The 17,955-nt window shown below is 76.3% G+C and carries 3 protein-coding genes; all 3 read right to left on the bottom strand.

What is annotated here, in order from left to right; all coding sequences use genetic code 11:
* Positions 1-63: 63 nt before the first annotated feature.
* Positions 64-1,587: a DUF8189 domain-containing protein gene (locus IF61_RS0108440; protein WP_030365648.1), complete on the bottom strand. Its 1,524-nt coding sequence runs from the start codon at positions 1,585-1,587 to the stop codon at positions 64-66.
* 204 nt (positions 1,588-1,791) lie between these two features.
* Positions 1,792-11,022 (bottom strand): type I polyketide synthase, encoded by a 9,231-nt coding sequence (locus IF61_RS36875; protein WP_030365647.1) that lies wholly within the window; start codon positions 11,020-11,022, stop codon positions 1,792-1,794.
* Positions 11,019-17,954 carry an SDR family NAD(P)-dependent oxidoreductase gene (locus IF61_RS0108430; protein WP_052392515.1) on the bottom strand — a complete coding sequence of 2,312 codons (6,936 nt, stop codon included), beginning with the start codon at positions 17,952-17,954 and terminating at the stop codon, positions 11,019-11,021. The genes IF61_RS36875 and IF61_RS0108430 overlap by 4 nt, the downstream gene beginning before the upstream one ends.
* Position 17,955 lies beyond the last annotated feature (1 nt).

The raw sequence follows: 17,955 nt of genomic DNA, 5'->3' as shown, positions 1-17,955 counted from the left end.
CCCGCGGGGGTGCCGCGGCCGGCCGGGCCCCGTCGGCCCGGCCGGCCGTGGATGGTGTCGTGCTCACGTGATCGGAGGGCCGGAGGTGCTGTTCACCCGGGCCCATTGCGACCAGGTGCTGAACCCGGTCTGCCACTTGTGGAGGACCCCGTCCCGGCTGGTGCCGAAGACCTCGATGCGGCCGTCGGCGTTGGTGGCGGCAGTGATCTCGCTTCCGCCGGTGCCGAAGTCGTCCCAGTCGCTGTAGGCGGCGTTCAGGCCCTTCTGCCAGATGTGCGCGGCGGCACCACCGGTGATGGCGAAGACCTCGACGCGCCCGTCGGCGGTGCGGTCGCTCGTGAGCCGGGAGTCGGCGGGGCCTCGCGCGGGCTCCCACCCCGACCAACTGGTGGGGTTCGTCTGGTACCGGTGGAACACCCCGACCGGGCCGGAGGCGAACACTTCGAGGCGGCCGTCGGCATTGTGATCGACGGTCAGGTCATGACCGCCATCGCCGAAGTCCTCCCACTGCGACCAGGCGCCGTTGACGGCGGTCTGGTACTGGTGCTGGAAGACGCTCCCGTTGAGCGCGAACACCTCAAGACGGCCGTCGGGGGCCTTCTCCATCTTCACCCGGCCGGCCGCAGGGCCACCGCCGGTGGGCTCCCAGCCCGACCAGCCGCTGTTGGGCGCGGTCTGATACCGGTGGAAGACGCCCTTCGGGCCGGAGGCGAACACCTCGATGCGGCCGTCGGCATTGACTCCGGCGGCGACGGCGCTTCCGCCGGTTCCGAATTCCTCCCAGTTCGACCAGGCGCCGGACGGCGACAGCTGGTAGCGGTGCGCGGCGGTGTCCCCGTTGACCGCGAACGCCTCCAGGCGCCCGTCGGCGTTGGGAGCGATCGCGAGCTGCGCGTTGCCGGGGCCGCCCAGCCGTTCCCACTCCGACCAGCCGCCGTTGACCTGAGTCTGCCAGGCGTGGTGCACCCCGTCGGCCCCGGCCGCGAAGATCTCCAGCCGGCCGTCGGCCGACCGCGCCGACACCACCCGGCCCGGCTCCACCGGATACACGAGCGGCGCCGGCGCGGGGCGCCCGCCCGGCGTGCACGGCATGGCCACGCCGCGTTCCCCGAGATAGGGGACGGGGTCGATGCCGTGGTTCATGCTGGTGTCGCGTCGTACCCGCAGGTGGAGGTGGGGGCCGGATGCCTCGCCCTCGGCGCCCATGAGCGCGATCTGCTGACCGGCCGTCACCCGGTCCCCCACGGCCACGTCCCGTCGGTACATGTGCCCGTACTCGGTCACCGTTCCGTCGGGGTGCAGGATGCGGATCCACTGGCCGTAGCCCTGGGCGGGACCGGAGTTGATGACTTCGCCGTCGCCGGCGGCGTAGATCGGTGTGCCGTAGTCGTTGGCTATGTCGATGCCGTCGTGATTGCGAGCTCCGCCGTAGGGATCGGAGATGAAGCCGGCCGCCGGGCACGAGGCGGCGAATCCGGCTACCCGGGCTCGCGCAGCGGCCGGGGACGTCGTCACCAACGCCGGCAGTACGGTGACTGCCGCCGCGAGAACGAAGCGCAGTGCGCGTCCGGAGAGACCGTGTAGCACGTGGCGTCCTTCCCCCTCGGGGTCGTATCGGAACGGAACGGGTGGGGTGCGGTGCGGCTCGCTGAGCGACTGCTCACGCGAACCGGCGGGGTGGACGCTAGCCACGGCCGCCCGGTGGGGACACCGGGAACGCTACGGATTGACGACGGGAGCCCGTCCTCGCATTCCTGCGGGGACGGGCTCCCGTTCCGGTGCGGCGGGGGCTCAGCCCATGTCCGCGACCAGCCGCTCGACCACGAGGTCCGTCAGGACGCGGGGGGTCGGGCACTCGTAGAGGACGTCCGCGGGCCACTCCAGACCGGTCAGCGTGGTGAGGTGGTCGCGGAGTTCGAGTGCCGCGACCGAGGTCAGGCCGAGGTCGAAGAACTCGTCCTCGGTGCCGATCGCCGATGCGGAGTCATGGCCCAGTACGGCGGCCGCGAGCCGTCGTACGCCGTCCAGGACGGCCTCCGGCCACTCTTCCCGGGGCAGGTTCTCCAGGACCGCCCGCAGCTCGGAGTCCTGCTGCCGCGGGGTCGCGGCCGCCGGCTCCTTCGCCGGGGGCTGCTCCGCGGGGAGCGGCTCCTCGTGGGGTCCGGCTTCCTCGGAGGGCGGCGTCGGCGCACCGGCGGTGGCCGGTGCCGGGAGGTCCGCGCGCCGGTCCGGGTCGACGAGGCGTACGGCCGCCTCGTCGCCGGCCAGGGCCCGGAGCAGTCCGGCCGCGGCGGCGCGCGGGTCGAGGCCGGGGTCGACCGCCGTCACGAGCGTCGTACGGCCTTCGCCGCCGGCTTCCCCGGGGGCCGCGGGCAGCAGGCCGCCGACCGACACCAGCGCCACCCGGGGTGCCGCCACGTCGTCGAACCCGCTGCCCGCCCGGACGACGGCCGCCGTGAGCTCCACCGTGTCCCCGGCAGCGCCGAACTCGGCGGCGCCGGGCGGGCAGGGCACGCCGCCCGCCACCAGCAGGCGGGCGCCGGACCGCAGCACGGCGTCGGCCGTCGCCTCGGTCAGCGCGTCCGCGGGGCCGGCCACGAGGACGTCGCCCTGAGGCTGCCACGGGCCGGCAGGATCCACCGGCTCGTACTCGCGTACGAACATGCCGCCGGGGCGGATCCACGTCTCCCGCAGGCCGTCGGCGATCGCCGCGCAGAGCCGGGTCCGGGCGAGGGCGTCGATCTTCTCCGGGAGGAACACGACGTGCTCGCACTCGGGTACGGGGCCGCCGTCGCTGAGCACCCAGCGGGGCACGCCCGGCTCGGCGACCGGTTCGGTGCCCGGAAGCGCCACCACGAGGTCCGCCCTTCCTTCGCCGCCGGTGCGGACGCGGGCGCCGTGCCGGACGAGGGAGCCGACGACCGCGTCGGCCAGGTCGTCGTCGCCCTCGGAGGGTACGAGCAGCAGCACGTCGTGCGGGAGGGCCGGAGCGGTCACGTCCGGCACCTGCCGCCACCGGGCCCGCTCCAGGAGCGCAGGCGTCACGCCCGACCGCAGCCGGCCGAGCGCCGCGAGTACCTGGGCCGGTGTCGCGTCGCCCTGCAGCTCCAGCAGGCCGAGGGCGGTCGTGACGTCCGCGCCGTCGACGGCCGACCAGAACGGATCCAGGGCCGGTGCCTCCGCCGGAGCAGGCGTGGAAACAGGCCCGGAAGCAGGCGCGGAAGCAGGCGCGGGGACGGGCACGGGCTCCGGCACGGCCGGGGCGGGCCAGTAAGTGCGCTCGGCGAAGGCGTACTTCGGCAGCCGCACCGGGCCGGCGGGCCTGTCCGCGTGGACGGCCTTCCAGTCGACGTCCACGCCGTGGGTGTGCAGCAGGCCCAGGGCCTCGGTGGCGGTGCGGACGTCGTCGCGGTCGCGGCGCAGCAGGGAGACCGGGCGGACCGTGACCTCCGGGAGGCACGCTTCGGCTGCCGGTGCCAGGACGGCGTCGGGGCCCGCCTCCAGGAAGGCGGTGGTACCGGTCTCGTGCGCCCGGGCGACGGCGTCGGCGAAGCGGACGGGGCGGCGCAGCTGGTCCACCCAGTAGTCCGCGGTGTCCGGGGCGTGGTCGGTCCGGACGGTGGAGATCAGGGGGATGCGGGCCCGTCCGAACCGTATGGTCGCGGCGACCGCCCGGAACTCTTCGAGCGCCGGATCGACGTGGGAGGAGTGGAAGGCGACGCCCACGCGCAGCCGGCGGGTCCGGTGCCCGCGGTCCGCCAGGTCCCGGGCGACGGCGAGCACCGCGTCCTCGTCCCCGGACAGGACGACCGCCCGGGGGCCGTTGACGGCCGCGATCTCCACGGTGCCGGAGTGGCCGTCGAGCGCGGCGAGCACCTCCTCCTCGGTCGCCCGTACGGACACCATCGCCCCGGTGGCGGGAAGCGTGCCCAGGGCACGGCCGCGGGCGGCCACGAGGCCGGCGGCGTCACCGAGGGACAGCAGGCCCGAGGCGCAGGCGGCGGACAGTTCGCCGATGGAGTGGCCGATCAGGGCGTCGGGGGTGACGCCCCACGACGTCAGCAGCCTGAACTGAGCCGTCTGGAGGGCGAACAGCGCCGGCTGGGTGTACTCGGTGCGGTCGAGCAGGTCCTCGCGTTCGAAGACCGCCTCGCGCAGCCCGGTGTCCAGGCCGTTGTCCTTGAAGAGCCCGCACACCTCGTCGAAGGCTTCGGCGTAGACGGGGAACGTCTCGTACAGCCCCCGTCCCATTCCCGCCAGCTGGCTGCCCTGGCCGGTGAACAGCAGCGCGAGCCGCTGCCTGCCGGCGCGGGCCCGCTTCAGGCCGCCGTCGGTGCGGCCGGTGGCCAGGGCCTCCAGGCCCGCGCGCAGCGCCTGCTCGTCGGCGCCGGTCACCACGGCCCGGTGGCGGTGGGCGGCCCGGGTGGTGGACAGGGCCCGCGCCACGGCGGCCGTGTCGGAGGTGTCCGCCTCGAGCAGTCGGTGCGCCTGTGCGCGCAGCGCCTCCTCGGAGCGTGCCGACAGCAGCCACGGCCCGTTCTCGAGCGCGGGCAGCGGGGCCTCGACGGCCGTGGGAGCCGGTGCCTGTTCGACGACCACGTGCACGTTGGTGCCGCTGATGCCGAACGAGGAGACGCCCATGCGCCGCGGGCCGGGCTGTTCGGGCCAGGGCTGCGCCGAGGTCAGCAGGGAGACGTCGCCCGCGGTCCAGTCGACGTGCGGCGAGGGCTCGTCGATGTGCAGGCTGCGCGGCAGCAGTCCGTGCCGGATGGCGAGGACGGCCTTGATGACGCCGGCGATGCCGGCCGCCGCCTGGATGTGGCCCAGGTTGGACTTGAGCGAGCCGAGCAGCAGAGGTGCGGGCCGGTCCTGGCCGTAGACAGCCAGAACGGACTCGGCCTCGATGGGGTCGCCGAGGGGCGTGCCCGTGCCGTGGGCCTCGACGGCGGCCACGTCGGCGGGCCGCAGGCCGCCGGCGTCGAGCGCCGCGCGCATCACGCGTTCCTGGGCACGGCCGTTGGGGGCGGTGAGGCCGTTGCTCGCTCCGTCGGAGTTGAGCGCGCTGGCGCGCAGGACGGCCAGCACCTCGTGCCCGAGCGCGCGGGCCCGGGACAGGCGCTCGACGAGCACCATGCCGACGCCCTCGCCCAGGGCCGTGCCGTCGGCCGCGGCCGCGAAGGGCTTGCACCGGCCGTCCGCGGCCAGACCGCGCTGGCGGCTGAACTCGACGAAGGACGCGGGGGTGGAGAGCACCGTGACGCCGCCGGCGAGCGCGAGGTCGCACTCCCCCGCCCGTACGGACTGGGCGGCCAGGTGGAGGGCGGTCAGGGACGACGAGCACGCCGTGTCGACGGTCACCGTCGGGCCCTCCAGCCCGTAGGTGTACGCCACGCGGCCGGACAGCACGCCGCCGCCGACACCGGGGGCGAGGAAGCCCTCGGCGGCCGCGGTCTCCAGGAGGCGGCCGTAGTCCTGGTACATGGCGCCCACGAACACGCCGGTGCGGGTGCCGCGGAGCGTGGTGGGGTCGATGCCGGCGTCCTCGCAGGCCTCCCAGACCGTTTCCAGCAGGAGTCTCTGCTGGGGGTCCATGGCGACGGCTTCGCGGGGTGACACGCCGAAGAAGGCCGCGTCGAAGGCGGTCGCGCCGGTCATGAAGCCGCCGTGCCGGGTGTAGGAGCTGCCGGCGGCCGCGGGGTCGGGGTCGTAGAGGCGCTCCAGCGGCCAGCCGCGGTCGTCGGGGAACTCCCCGATGCCGTCGCGTTCGGCGGTCAGCAGGTCCCACAGGTCGTCCGGGGTGCGGATGCCGCCGGGGAGCCGGCAGCCGATCCCCACGAGGACGACGGGGTCGTCGGCGCCGGCCGGGGTCCCGGCGGACGGCGCCGTGGCGGTCGCCGGGGCGGCTCCGGCGAGCAGTTCGTCCAGGTGGCGTGCCAGGGCCTCCGGGCTGGGGTGGCTGAAGACCAGGGTGGCGGGCAGCCGCAGGCCGGTGGCGCCGGCCAGCCGGTTGCGCAGTTCGACGGCGCTGAGCGACCCGAACCCGGCGTCCTTGAAGGCCCGTGCGGGGTCGACCAGGTCGGGCGAGGCGTGCCCGAGCACCGCGGCGGCGTGGCCGACCACCAGGTCGAGGAGGGTGCGGTGCCGGTCGGGCCCGGACTTCCCGGCGAGGCGGAGGGCGAGTTCGGAGCCGCCGGCCGGTCCGCCGGGGGCGGCGCTGCGGCGCGCCGGTGCGCCGAGGAGGTCGCGCAGCGGGGCGGGCACGGCCTCGCCCTGGGCGCGCAGGGCCGTCGTGTCGAGCCGGATCGGGGCGAGCACCGGCTCGTCCGAGGCCAGGGCGGCGTCGAGCGCGGCCAGCGCGTCGGGGCTCGGCAGCGGGAGGAAACCGGAGCCGGCGAAGCGGTCCCGGTCGACGCCGTCGGTCATGCCGCTGGTGGCGTCCCACAGGCCCCAGGCGAGCGAGACGCCGGGCAGGCCCTGGGCGTGGCGCAGCCGGGCCAGGGCGTCGAGACCGGCGTTGGCGGCGGCGTAGTTGGCCTGTCCGAGGCCGCCGAGGACGCCCACGGCGGAGGAGAAGAGCACCAGCCGTGCCGTGGGCAGCAGTTCGTGCAGGTGCTGTGCCGCGGCGAGCTTCGGTTCCAGCACGCGCTGGAGGCGCTCCGGGGTGAGGTCGGTGACCAGGCCGTCGTCGAGGACGCCTGCGGCGTGGACGACCGTGCCGAAGTCCGCGCCGTCGGTCAGCCCGGCCAGTGCGGTGCGGTCGGCGACGTCGCAGGCCACGACGTCCACCGTCGCGCCGGCCGCGGTGAGTCCGGCGGTGAGTTCGGCCATGCCGGGCGCGTCGGGCCCGCGCCGGGCGGCCAGGACCAGCTCCCGCACGCCGCGCGTGTGGACGAGGTGCAGCGCGACGAGCTGCCCCAGCGTTCCGGAGGCGCCGGTGATCAGGGTCTTGCCGAGGTCGCCGGCCTCGCCGGCGGCCGCGGCGGCGCGGGTCAGCCGGGGCACGCGCAGGAGGCCCGAGGCCAGGGCGAGCTGCGGTTCGCCGGTGGCGAGCGCCGCGGGGATCGCGGCGAGGGTGGCGTCCTCGTCGTCGGCCAGGTCGAGCAGCAGGAAGCGGTCGGGGTGTTCGAGCTGCGCGGAGCGCAGGAGTCCGGCGACGGCGGCCTCCGCCACGTCGTCGAGGACCCGGCGCGTGACCACCACGAGGGTCGAGTCGGTGTTCTGCTCGTCCGTCGCCCAGTCGTCGACGAGGCGCAGTGCCTCGGCCGCCGCGGCGGCGGGATCGCCGGCGGGGGCCGGGACCAGGACGTACCGGGCGGCGTCCTGCGTGGGCTGCTTCTTCAGCAGCGCGGCGAGTCCGGCGTCGCGCACGGCGTAGTCGTCCGCCGCGCCGCCGGGCAGGGGCCGGGTCACCTGAACCGGCAGCAGCAGGTCGCCGCGGTCCGGGCGGCTGAGGGCGCCCTCGGGGAGCTCGCGGAGCACGAGGCTGTCCACCGAGGCGACCGGCGCTCCGGAGGGGTCGGTGAGGGCGAGGCGGACGGCGTCGGGGCCGGTGCCGGACAGGGTGACGCGGACGCTGTTCGCGCCGTGGGCGTGGACGCGCAGGCCCTGCCACTCGAACGGCAGGGAGGGGCGGGCCGGTTCGCCGGCCGGGCCCTGCTGCCCGGTGAGGAAGTCACCGAGCGCGACGGGGTGCAGGCACGCGTCGAGCAGGGCCGGGTGGAGGGTGAAGTCGCCGGGTTCGCCGGTGCCGGGCAGCGCGACCTCGGCGAACAGGTCGCCGTGGGCGCCCCGCCACAGTGCCCGTACGCCGCGGAAGGCGGGGCCGTACGCCAGGCCCGCCTCCGCAAGGCGCGCGTACAGCTCCTCGACGTCGAGCGACTGGGCGCCGGGCGGCGGCCAGGCGGCGGGGGCGGGCGGGGCGTCGTCGCCGGCCGGCCGCAGGACGGCGGTGGCATGGGTGGTCCACCGGCCGGCTCCGGTCCGGGCGTTCAGGGTCAGTCCGCGGGAGCCGTCCCCGGCCGCCTCGGTGACGTCGACGCGCAGCCGGACGTCGGCGTCGCCGGGCAGCACGACCGGGGTGAGCAGGGTGAGCTGGTCGACGACCGCGCACCCGGCTTCGTCGGCGGCCCGGGAGACCAGTTCCGCGAGCGCGGCGCCGGGCACGACCACGTGGCCTTCGACGGTGTGGTCGGCGAGCCAGGGCTGGGCGGCGAGGGACAGCGTTCCGGTCAGCACCTGTCCGTCGGCAGCGGCCAGGACGGCGCGCAGGACGGGGTGGCCGACGGTGTCGAGGCCCAGCGCGGTCGCGTCGCCGGCCCCGGGTGCGGTGCGCAGCCAGTACGGCTCGGTGACGAACGCGGTGGTGGGCAGCTCGACACGGCGGGCGCCGGGCCACACGGCGGACCAGTCGGGCCGTACGCCCTTGACGTGCAGCTGGGCGAGGGAGGCGAGGAGCTGCTCCGGGCCGCCCTCGTCGCGGCGCAGGGTGTGGGCGACGGCGGTGTCGGTGCCGAGGGCGTCGACGGTCTCCTGGACTCCGGTCGTGACCACGGGGTGGGGGCTGACTTCCAGCAGGGTGGTGCAGCCGCGCTCGACGAGGGCGGTGACGGCCTCGTCGAAGCGCACCGTCTCGCGCAGGTTGCGGTACCAGTAGCCGGCGTCGAAGGCCGCGGCCGTGTCGTCGCCGGCACCGTCGATCCAGCGGCCGTCCACGGTGGAGAAGAACGGCACGCGGGGCGCGCGGGGCCGCACGGGCGCGAGGGCTTCCAGCACCTGCTCGCGGACGGCCTCCACGTGGGCGCTGTGGGAGGCGTAGTCGACGTCGACGCGGCGGGCCCGCACGCCGTCGGTCTCGCAGGCGGCGAGGAGTTCGCCGAGGGCGTCGTCGTCGCCGGAGACGACCACCGAGGCGGCGCCGTTGACGGCGGCCAGGGACAGCCGGCCGTCCCAGCGGCTCAGCCGGGCCCGGGCGTCGTCGGCCGGCAACGCGAGCGACATCATGCCGCCGCGTCCGGATATCGCCGTCAGGGCCTTGCTGCGCAGGGCGACCACGCGGGCGGCGTCCTCGAGCGTGAGGGCCCCGGCGACGCAGGCGGCGGCGATCTCGCCCTGGCTGTGGCCGGCGACGGCCGCGGGGTGGATGCCGCGCGAGCGCCACACCTCGGCGAGGGCCACCATGACGGCGAAGAGGGTGGGCTGGACGACGTCGACGCGGTCGAGGTCGTGTTCGCCGCGCAGGACGGCCCGCAGGTCGAAGTCGGTGTGCGGGGCGAGGGCGGCCTCGCAGGCGGCGATGCGCTCGCGGAAGACCTCGTCGGTCTCCAGCAGGCGCACGGCCATCTCCCGCCACTGCGAGCCCTGGCCGGGGAAGAGGAAGGCCACGGTGCCCGCCGGGCCGGTGGTGCCTTCCAGCACGGCCGGCGAGGGCCTGCCCCCGGCGAGTTCGGTCAGGGCGGAGAGCAGCTCGGAGCGGTCGGTCCCGAGGACGACCGCGCGGTGCTCGTGCGCGGTGCGGGTGGTGGCCAGGGAGAAGGCGACGTCGCGGGGGTGGAGTTCCGGACGGTCGGCGAGGAAGGCGGCGAGGGACCCGGCCTGGGCGCGCAGCCCGGCCTCCGACCGGCCGGACAGGGGCCAGGCCCACGGGCCGGGCGCGCCCTCCGCCCGGTCCTCGGCCGGCTCTTGCGCCGCGGGCGGCTCCTCCAGGACCACGTGGGCGTTGGTGCCGCTGACCCCGAACGAGGAGACGGCCGCCCGGCGCGGGGCGTCGCCCCGGGGCCAGGACACGTCGTCGGCCAGGAGTTCCACGGCGCCGGCCGACCAGTCCACGTACGGGGTGGGGGCGTCCAGGTGCGGCGTCCGGGGCAGCACGTCGTGGTGCATGGCCATGACCATCTTGATGATCCCGGCGACGCCGGCGGCGGCCTGGGTGTGACCGAGGTTGCCCTTGACGGATCCCAGGCGCAGGGGCTCGGTCCGCTGCTTGCCGTACACGGCGAGCACGGCCTGGGCCTCGACCGGGTCGCCGAGCGGGGTGCCGGTGCCGTGTGCCTCCACGGCGTCGACCTGCTCGGGGGCGAGGCCGGCGTCCGTCAGGGCCTCGCGGATGACGCGCTGCTGCGCGGGGCCGTTGGGCGCGGTGAGGCCGTTGCTGGCGCCGTCGGAGTTGACGGCGGTGCCGCGGACGACGGCCAGCACGCGGTGGCCCGCGGCCAGTGCGTCCGAGAGGCGCTCGACGACGAGCACGCCGACGCCTTCGGACCAGGCCGTGCCGTCGGCCGCGGCGGCGAACGGCTTGCACCGGCCGTCGAGTGCCAGGCCGCGCTGGCGGCTGAACTCCACGAAGGCGGTGGGCGTGGCCATCACGGTCGCACCGCCGACGAGGGCCGTGTCGCACTCGCCGCGGCGCAGCGCGCGCACGGCCAGGTGGAGGGCGACCAGGGACGACGAGCAGGCGGTGTCCACCGTGATGGCGGGGCCGCGCAGGCCGAGCTGGTAGGCCACGCGCCCGGAGACGACGCTGCCCGCGCCCTGGGCGCCGGGGTAGTCGTGGTGCATCACGCCGGTGAAGACACCGGTGCGGCTCTCGCGCAGGCTCGCCGGGTCCAGGCCCGCCCGTTCGACGGCCTCCCAGGAGGTCTGCAGGATCAGCCGCTGCTGGGGGTCGGTGTGCAGGGCCTCCTTCGGCGAGATGCCGAAGAAGCCCGCGTCGAAGGCGGCCGCGTCGTGCAGGAAGCCGCCCTCGCGGACGTAGGTCGTGCCCGGGTGGTCGGGGTCGGGGTGGTGCAGGGCGTCCAGGTCCCAGCCGCGGTCGCGCGGGGAGGGGGTGATGCCGTCGCGGCCCTCGGCGACGAGTGTCCAGAGGTCTTCGGGCGAGGCGACGCCGCCGGGGTAGTGGCACGCCATGCCGACGATCGCGATCGGCTCGGCGGACCGGTCCTGGACGTCGCGCAGCCGCTGCCGGGCCGACTGGAGTTCGGAGGTGACCCGCCGCAGGTAGTCGCGGAGCTTGTCCTCGTTCGTCATCGGGTGTGGTCCTCCAGCCCCGGCAGGGGGGTGCCGAGCTCGGTGTCGATCAGGTTGAAGATTTCGTCGTCCGTGGCGGTGTCGACGGCGGGTCCGGCCGGGGCCGGTGCGGTCCGCGGTGCGAGCCTGTCGAGCAGGCCGCGGACGCGTTCCGCGGCGCGGCCGCGGTCCGGGTCGTCCGCCGCCGCGTCGGTGAGCGCGGCGGCGATGCGGTCGAAGGCCTCCAGGAGGCCCTGCAGGCCGCTCGCCCCGGACTCTCCGGCGAACCGCTCGTCGAGGTGGGCGACCAGGTCGGCCGGCGTGGGGTGGTCGAAGACCAGCGTGGCCTCCAGGGACAGGCCCAGGGCCGCGCCCAGCCGGTTGCGGAACTCGATGGAGCTCAGGGAGTCGAAGCCCAGCTCCTGGAACGAGCGGTCGGAGTCGATCGCCGCGGCTCCGGAGTAGCCGAGCACGGCCGCGGCGTGCTGCCGCACCAGTGCCGAGAGCCGGGCGCGCCGCTCGTCGGGGCCGAGGCCGGCGAGGCCCGGGCCGGCCTCGGGAGCGGCTGCGGCCGGTGCCGGCGCCGGCGCCACGAGTTCGCGCAGCACGTGCGGTACGGCGGCGGTGGCCGGTCCGGGGACGAGCCGTACGGCGGTGACCGCCGGGTACTCTCCGTCGAGGGCGGCGTCGAGCAGACGCAGCGCGGCGTCGGCCGGCAGCGCCTCGATGCCCCCGCGCGTGAGCCGGTCGCGGTCGGCGGCCATGCCGTCCTCGACCGCCCACGGCCCCCAGGCCACGGAGACGGCCTTGCCGCCGGTCCGGGCGCGGTCCCGGGCGAGGGCGTCCAGGAAGGCGTTGGCCGCCGCGTAGTTGCCCTGGCCGGGGCCGCCCAGCACGCCCGCCACGGAGGAGAACAGCACCAGTTCGGCGTCCGGCAGCAGTTCGTGCAGGTTGGCGGCGCCGTCGGCCTTGGGCCGCAGCACTCGTTCGAGGCGCTCGGCGTCGAGGGCGGTGACGACCCCGTCGTCGAGCACGCCCGCGGCGTGGACCGCCATCGTCACCTGACGGCCCGTGAGCAGGGCGGCGAGGGCCGTACGGTCGGCCACGTCGCACGCGGCGGATTCGATGCGGGCGTCCAGGGCCTCCAGGCCGTCCAGGCCTGCCGGGAGCCGCCCGCTGCGGCTGACCAGCAGTACGTCGCGCACGCCGTGCCGCTCGACGAGGTGGCGGACCACCGGTGCGGCGAGGGCGCCGCTGGCGCCGGTGACGAGCACCGTGCCGTGGCGGCGCGGCCCGGCCGCGGCCGCCGTGACCGGCGTGCGGACCAGGCGGGCGCCCCGGACGGCTCCCCCGCTCAGCGAGAGCCGCGGTTCGCCGGTGCCGAGTGCGCGGGGCAGCGCCGCGAGGTCGTCCGCCTCGACGAGAGTGAAGCGCCCGGGGTGCTCGGACTGGGCGGAGCCCGCCAGGCCCCAGGCCGCGGCGGTGGCCGGGTCGGGGCGGGTGGTGACGAGGACGAGCCGGGAGTCCGCGAAGCGGTCTCCGGCCAGCCACTCCTGGAGCAGGCCGAGCACCCGGCCGGTGAGCGCGCGGGCGTCGGCGGCGGTCGGTCCGCCGGAGACGACGGGCAGGACGACCACCTCCGGCACGTCGGTCAGGGCGGCCAGCTCCGGTGCGCGGGTCACCTCGGCGCCCGACGCCTCCAGGGCGGTGCCGGCGCCGTCCGGGTCCGGTCCGACGACCGCGTAGCGCACGTGCGGCTGGGGCCCGGGCGCGTCGACGGGCACCCACTCGATGCGGTGGAGCGGGTCGGCGGGGGCGCCCGCCTGACGGAGCACGACCGAGTCGACGGTCGCCACGGGGGCGCCCGAGTGGTCCGTGAGGCGGACCTCGACCGTGTCGGCCCTGAGGTGGGCGACCCGGACCCGGGCGGCGGTCGCACCCGGGGCGTGGACGCGCACGCCGGACCAGGCGAAGGGCAGGTAGGGGCGGTCGCCGTCGAGAGTCGAGGCGAGTGCCACCGTGTGCAGGGCGGCGTCGAGCAGCACCGGGTGCAGGCCGTGGGGCCCGGCGTCGCCGTGGGGCACGACGACATCGGCGTAGACGGCATCGGCGGTGCGCCAGGCGCGGCGCAGGCCCTGGAAGGCGGGTCCGTACCCGGAGAGGGTCTCGTAGAGGCGGGTGACGTCGAGTTCCTCGGCGTCACCGGGCAGGGTCTGCGTGTCGGGGGCGGTCTCGGGGGCGGGTGCGAGGGTGCCGGTCACGTGGCCGGTCCAGGCGCTGTCCGCGGCCTTGCGGGCGTGGATGTCGAAGGCGCGCCGTCCGTCCGCCGAGGGCGGGGAGACGACGAGGCGCAGTTCGGCTTCGGCCGCCGGCAGCGGTGTGTGGGTGACAAGTTCCGCGATGCGGGGAGCGCCGAGCCGTGCTCCGGCGTGCAGGGCCAGGTCGACGAAGTACGTCCCGGGCACGAGCACGGTGCCGTCCACGGTGTGGTCGGCCAGCCAGGGTTGGTCCGCCTTGCCGACCCGGGTGGCGAACACGTGCCGGTCGGGCAGCTCCACCAGTTCGGCGAGCGCCGCCGGGCCGGTCGCGCCCGCCGGGGTGGTGTCGACCCAGTGCCGCTCGCGGGCGAACGGGTAGCCGGGCAGGGAGAGCCGGCGCGGGTGTGCGGGCGCGGGGACGGTGATCTCGGCGCCCTCGGCCCAGGCGCGGGCCAGAGCCTGCAGGTCGTCCCCGGAGGCCGGTGCGGCCGCGCGTCGCCGGCGGCCGCGGTGGCAGCCCTCGCCGGTGCGCAGGGCCTCGGCGAGCTCGGCCGTGGTGGTGGCGACGACGGCGAGCCGCTCGTCGAGGTGGTCGCGCCCGGCCCAGAGCGTGAAGGCGAGGGCCGCGGGGTCCACGGGCGGGGCCGTCGCGGCGAGCCGGCCCGCCAGTTCGGCGGGGGTGGTGCTGCCGTCGACGGGCAGCCGGACGCCGAAGACCTCCTCGATGCGCTGCGCCAGGGCGGCCAGCCGCGGGTAGTCCAGGCCCAGTTCGGCCAGCGGCTCCCGGGGGTCGGCGGGGAAACCCGCGGCCTCGGTCAGGAGCTTGTCCAGGGCGGCGCCGGCGCCGGATCCGCCGGCCCGCTCCAGGTGGGCGAGCAGCTCGGCGACCAGCTCGTCCAGCCGGGCGGCGTCCTTCGCGGAGAGCACGAACAGCCGGGGCCGGGCCGGTTCCGGTGCGGCCTCGGGGGCGGGCCGCTCGGCCAGCAGCACGTGGGCGTTGGCGCCGCCGGCGCCGAAGGAGCTGATGGCCGCGGTCAGCGGCGCGCCCTCGCGCGGGATCCACGGCTCGGTGGCGCGCTGGACGCGGAAGCGTGAACCGGCCCAGTCCACGGCCGGGTTGAGCGGTTCGGCGTGCAGGGAGGGCACCAGCTCGCGGTGGCGCATCTGCAGCAGCACCTTGGTGACCGCGGCGATGCCCGCCGCGGACTCCAGGTGTCCGACGTTGGACTTGACGGAGCCGATGGGCCAGGGGCCGCGGCCGGCGCCGGCCCGGTCGAAGGCCCGCTCCAGCGCCGTGATCTCGATCGGGTCGCCGAGGCTGGTGCCGGTGCCGTGCGCCTCGACGTAGCCGACGTCGGCCGGGTCGACGCCCGACGCCGCCAGCGACCGCTCCACGAGTGCGGCCTGCGAGACGGGGCTGGGCACGGAGAATCCGCCGGTGTGGCCGCCGTGGTTGAGCATCGTGCCGCGGATGACGGCGTGCACGTGGTCGCCGTCGCGCAGCGCGTCGCGCAGCGGCCGCAGCAGGACCACGCCGACGCCCTCCCCCGGCACGTAGCCGTCCCCGCCCTCGCCGAAGGCGCGGCAGCGGCCGTCGGTGGAGAGGAAGGAGGACTGGCTGAGCAGCAGGTACTTGTTGGGGTGGACGTGCAGGTTGACGCCGCCCGCCAGCGCGGCCTCGCACTCGCCCCGCCGGATCGCCTCGACGGCGAGGTGGATCGCCGTCAGGGACGAGGAGCACATCGTGTCGAGGGCGATGCTCGGCCCCTTCAGGTCGAGGAAGAACGACACGCGGTTGGCGATGGACGCGCTGAACGACGAGGGCACCAGGCCCGGTTCGGCGCGGACGCCGTGCAGCTGGTACTGGTTGTACATCACGCCCGCGAACACGCCGACGGCCCGCCCGCGCCAGGACGAGGGTGCGTGTCCCGCCTCCTCGAAGGCGTGCCACGCCTCCTGGAGGAACAGCCGCTCCTGGGGGTCCAGCACGGCGGCCTCGTTGGGCGAGATGTGGAAGAAGGCGGCGTCGAACTCGTCGACGCCGTCGACGAATCCGCCCCACTTGCCGTACGAGCGGCCGGGGACGCCCTTGGCGTCGGTGTGGATCGCGCCGTGGTCCCAGCGGCCGGCGGGCACCTCGGTGATGCTGTCGCGGCCGTCGCGGAGGTTCGCCCAGAACTCGTCGAGGGTGCGGGCCTGCGGGTAGCGCCCGCTGATCCCGACGATGGCGATGGCGTCGTCGCCGGGGTCCCCGGCGGGGAGCGCGGGCGCAGGCGCCGCCCCGGCGGCGACGAGCGCAGGGGCTACGGGCCCGGGCTCTGCGGCGGCGGGCTCGGGGGCCACGGGCTCGGCCTCGGGCTCCTTCGGGGTGAACTGCTCGGTGATCCTGGCCGCGTCCCCGACGAGGGCGACCGCGTGCGGCCGGCCGCTGCCCACGGCCCGCAGCATGATGTCCACCGCGGTCGGCGTGTCCATGGCCGTCAGGCCCATGCTCCGCAGGGCGCCGGCGTCGAGCTGCATGCCGCCGTCCGCCCAGCCGGGCCAGCCGATGGACACGACCCCGGGCCGGTCCTCCGCGAAGCCGTCGAGGAAGCCGTTGGCGCAGGCGTAGTCGGCCTGGCCCCGGTTGCCCCACGCGGCGGCGGTGGAGGAGCAGAGCACGAGGAAGTCCAGGTCCAAGTGGCGGGTCGCCTCGTAGAGGTGGCGGGCCCCGGCGGCCTTGGGCGCCAGCACCGTGCGCACGTCGTCGGCGCTCTTGCCCGCGATCAGCCCGTCGCGCAGCACACCGGCGGCGTGCACCACGCCGTGGAGCGTCCCGAACCGGGACAGGGCGTGGTCGATCGCGGCGCGCACGCCCTCGGGGCGGGAGACGTCGGCCGCGATCACGGCGACCTCGGCCCCGAGGGCGGTCAGCTCGGCGGTCACCGACGACTCGGCCGCCGTCCGCCCGCACAGCACGAGCCGGGCCCGTACGGTACGCGCCAGGTGGCGGGCGAGGGCGAGGCCCACTCCGCCGAGCCCGCCGGTGATCAGGTACACGCCGCGCTCGCGCAGGCTCGCCGGTGTGTCCGGAGCGGGCACCGGCCGGACGTCGCGCACCCGGCGCTCGCCCGCTTCGTACCGTACGTCCGCGTCGGGCGCGCCCGCGGCGAGCTCGGCGAGGGCGTCGGCCGCGTGCGGCGAGCGCACCACGGCCGCGTGCACGCCGGGCTGTTCGATGCGGAGCGTGCGGAACAGGCCGGCGATCGCCGCGGCCGTGGCGGCCGGTGCGTCGGCCGGCAGGTGACAGGCGATCCGGACCTGCTTCTTCCGGGTGCGCAGCAGGGCTGCGGCGAACCCGGTCAGGGCGACCGCCTCGCCCTCGATGTCCTGCGGGTCGGCCGGCGTCCAGAGCACGTCCGACGCGTCGGTCGCCGCGAGCAGGGCGGACCAGTCGCGCGGGGTCGTCGCGTCGACGGTCAGGACGGAGGCCGGGGCCGGGGCCTGTGCCGACGGCAGCGGTGCGGACCGCCAGCGGGGCTCGAACCAGACGACCTCGGAGGGGTGTTCTTCCGGCGGGGCCGTGGCGGCGACGACGGGCCGCGGGACCGCGGCCGTTGCCGCGGCCGCGGGCAGCGGGAGGTCCCGGAGGTGGTCGACCAGGCCGGCGAAGGTGTTGTGCTCGAAGAGCAGCGTGGGCGAGAAGTCGGTGCCGTACGCCCGTTCCAGGTCCGCGGAGATGCCCAGCAGCGCCGTGGAGTCCAGGCCCAGCTCGTAGAACCCGGCCTCCTCGTCGAAGTCCGCGCGGTCGAGGCGCTCGGCGAGCAGTCCGCGCACGACGGTCTCAGCCGTCCGCCGCGCCGCCACCGGCGCGCCGTCCAGCCGGGTGATGGCGGCCTCGTCGCGCACCCGCTTCGAGGTGAGCCCGCGGAACCACAGCAGGACGCCGCCGTCCGTGTCGAGGAAGCGCAGGTCGCACGTGGTCAGGTCGCCGTCCGGGCCGGCCGGGCGGGGCGGGACGGCGTGCACCAGGGTGCGGGCCCCGACCGGCCCGCGGGCCCGGAACGACTCGATGAGCATGGGGATGTACGGCCGCGCCGCCGTGCCGGCCCCGCCCACGGCGAACTGCGTGGGCAGCAGCGTCGAGGAGTCCAGCGCGGCCGGGTGCAGGTGGAAGTAGCCGGCGTAGGCCGCGGCCTGCGGGCTCAGGGACAGGTCGGCCAGCAGCTCGCCGTCGCCGACGTGCAGGGTGCCGCGGGCCATCATGAAGTCGCCGTGCTCGATGCCGGTCCCCCGCACGAGCGCGTACAGGTCCGCCATGTCCGCGGTGTGCGGCGCCCGGCGCAGGGCGGCCAGGTCGACGGACTCCTCCGGGAAGGGCACGTCGAGGTACAGCCGGCAGTCCAGCACCGGCTCGGCCTCGCCCGACGGGCGGCGGGTGCCGGTGACCGACACCCGGTAGCCGTCGCCGTCCGCGGTGAACGCGAGCCGCAGCTCGGTGTCGAACTCCGGTCCGGCGGCGACGGGATTGCGGAACAGCACGCGGCGCAGCTCGGCCCGGCCGGTGTCGACGCCGCGGGCACGCAGGATCCGGTAGATCATGTCGAGGAACGACACGCCGGGCAGGATGCGCGTGCCGTGCACCCTGTGGTCGCGCAGCACCGGGTCGGTCCCGCGCACCACCACGGTGCAGGTCAGGCCGTCCAACGCTTTCATT

It is taken from the genome of Streptomyces roseoverticillatus (assembly GCF_000719265.1).
Lineage (GTDB): Bacteria > Actinomycetota > Actinomycetes > Streptomycetales > Streptomycetaceae > Streptomyces > Streptomyces roseoverticillatus.
Note: the sequence above shows the minus strand (reverse complement) of the source record. Positions and strands in the feature narration are given on the sequence as shown.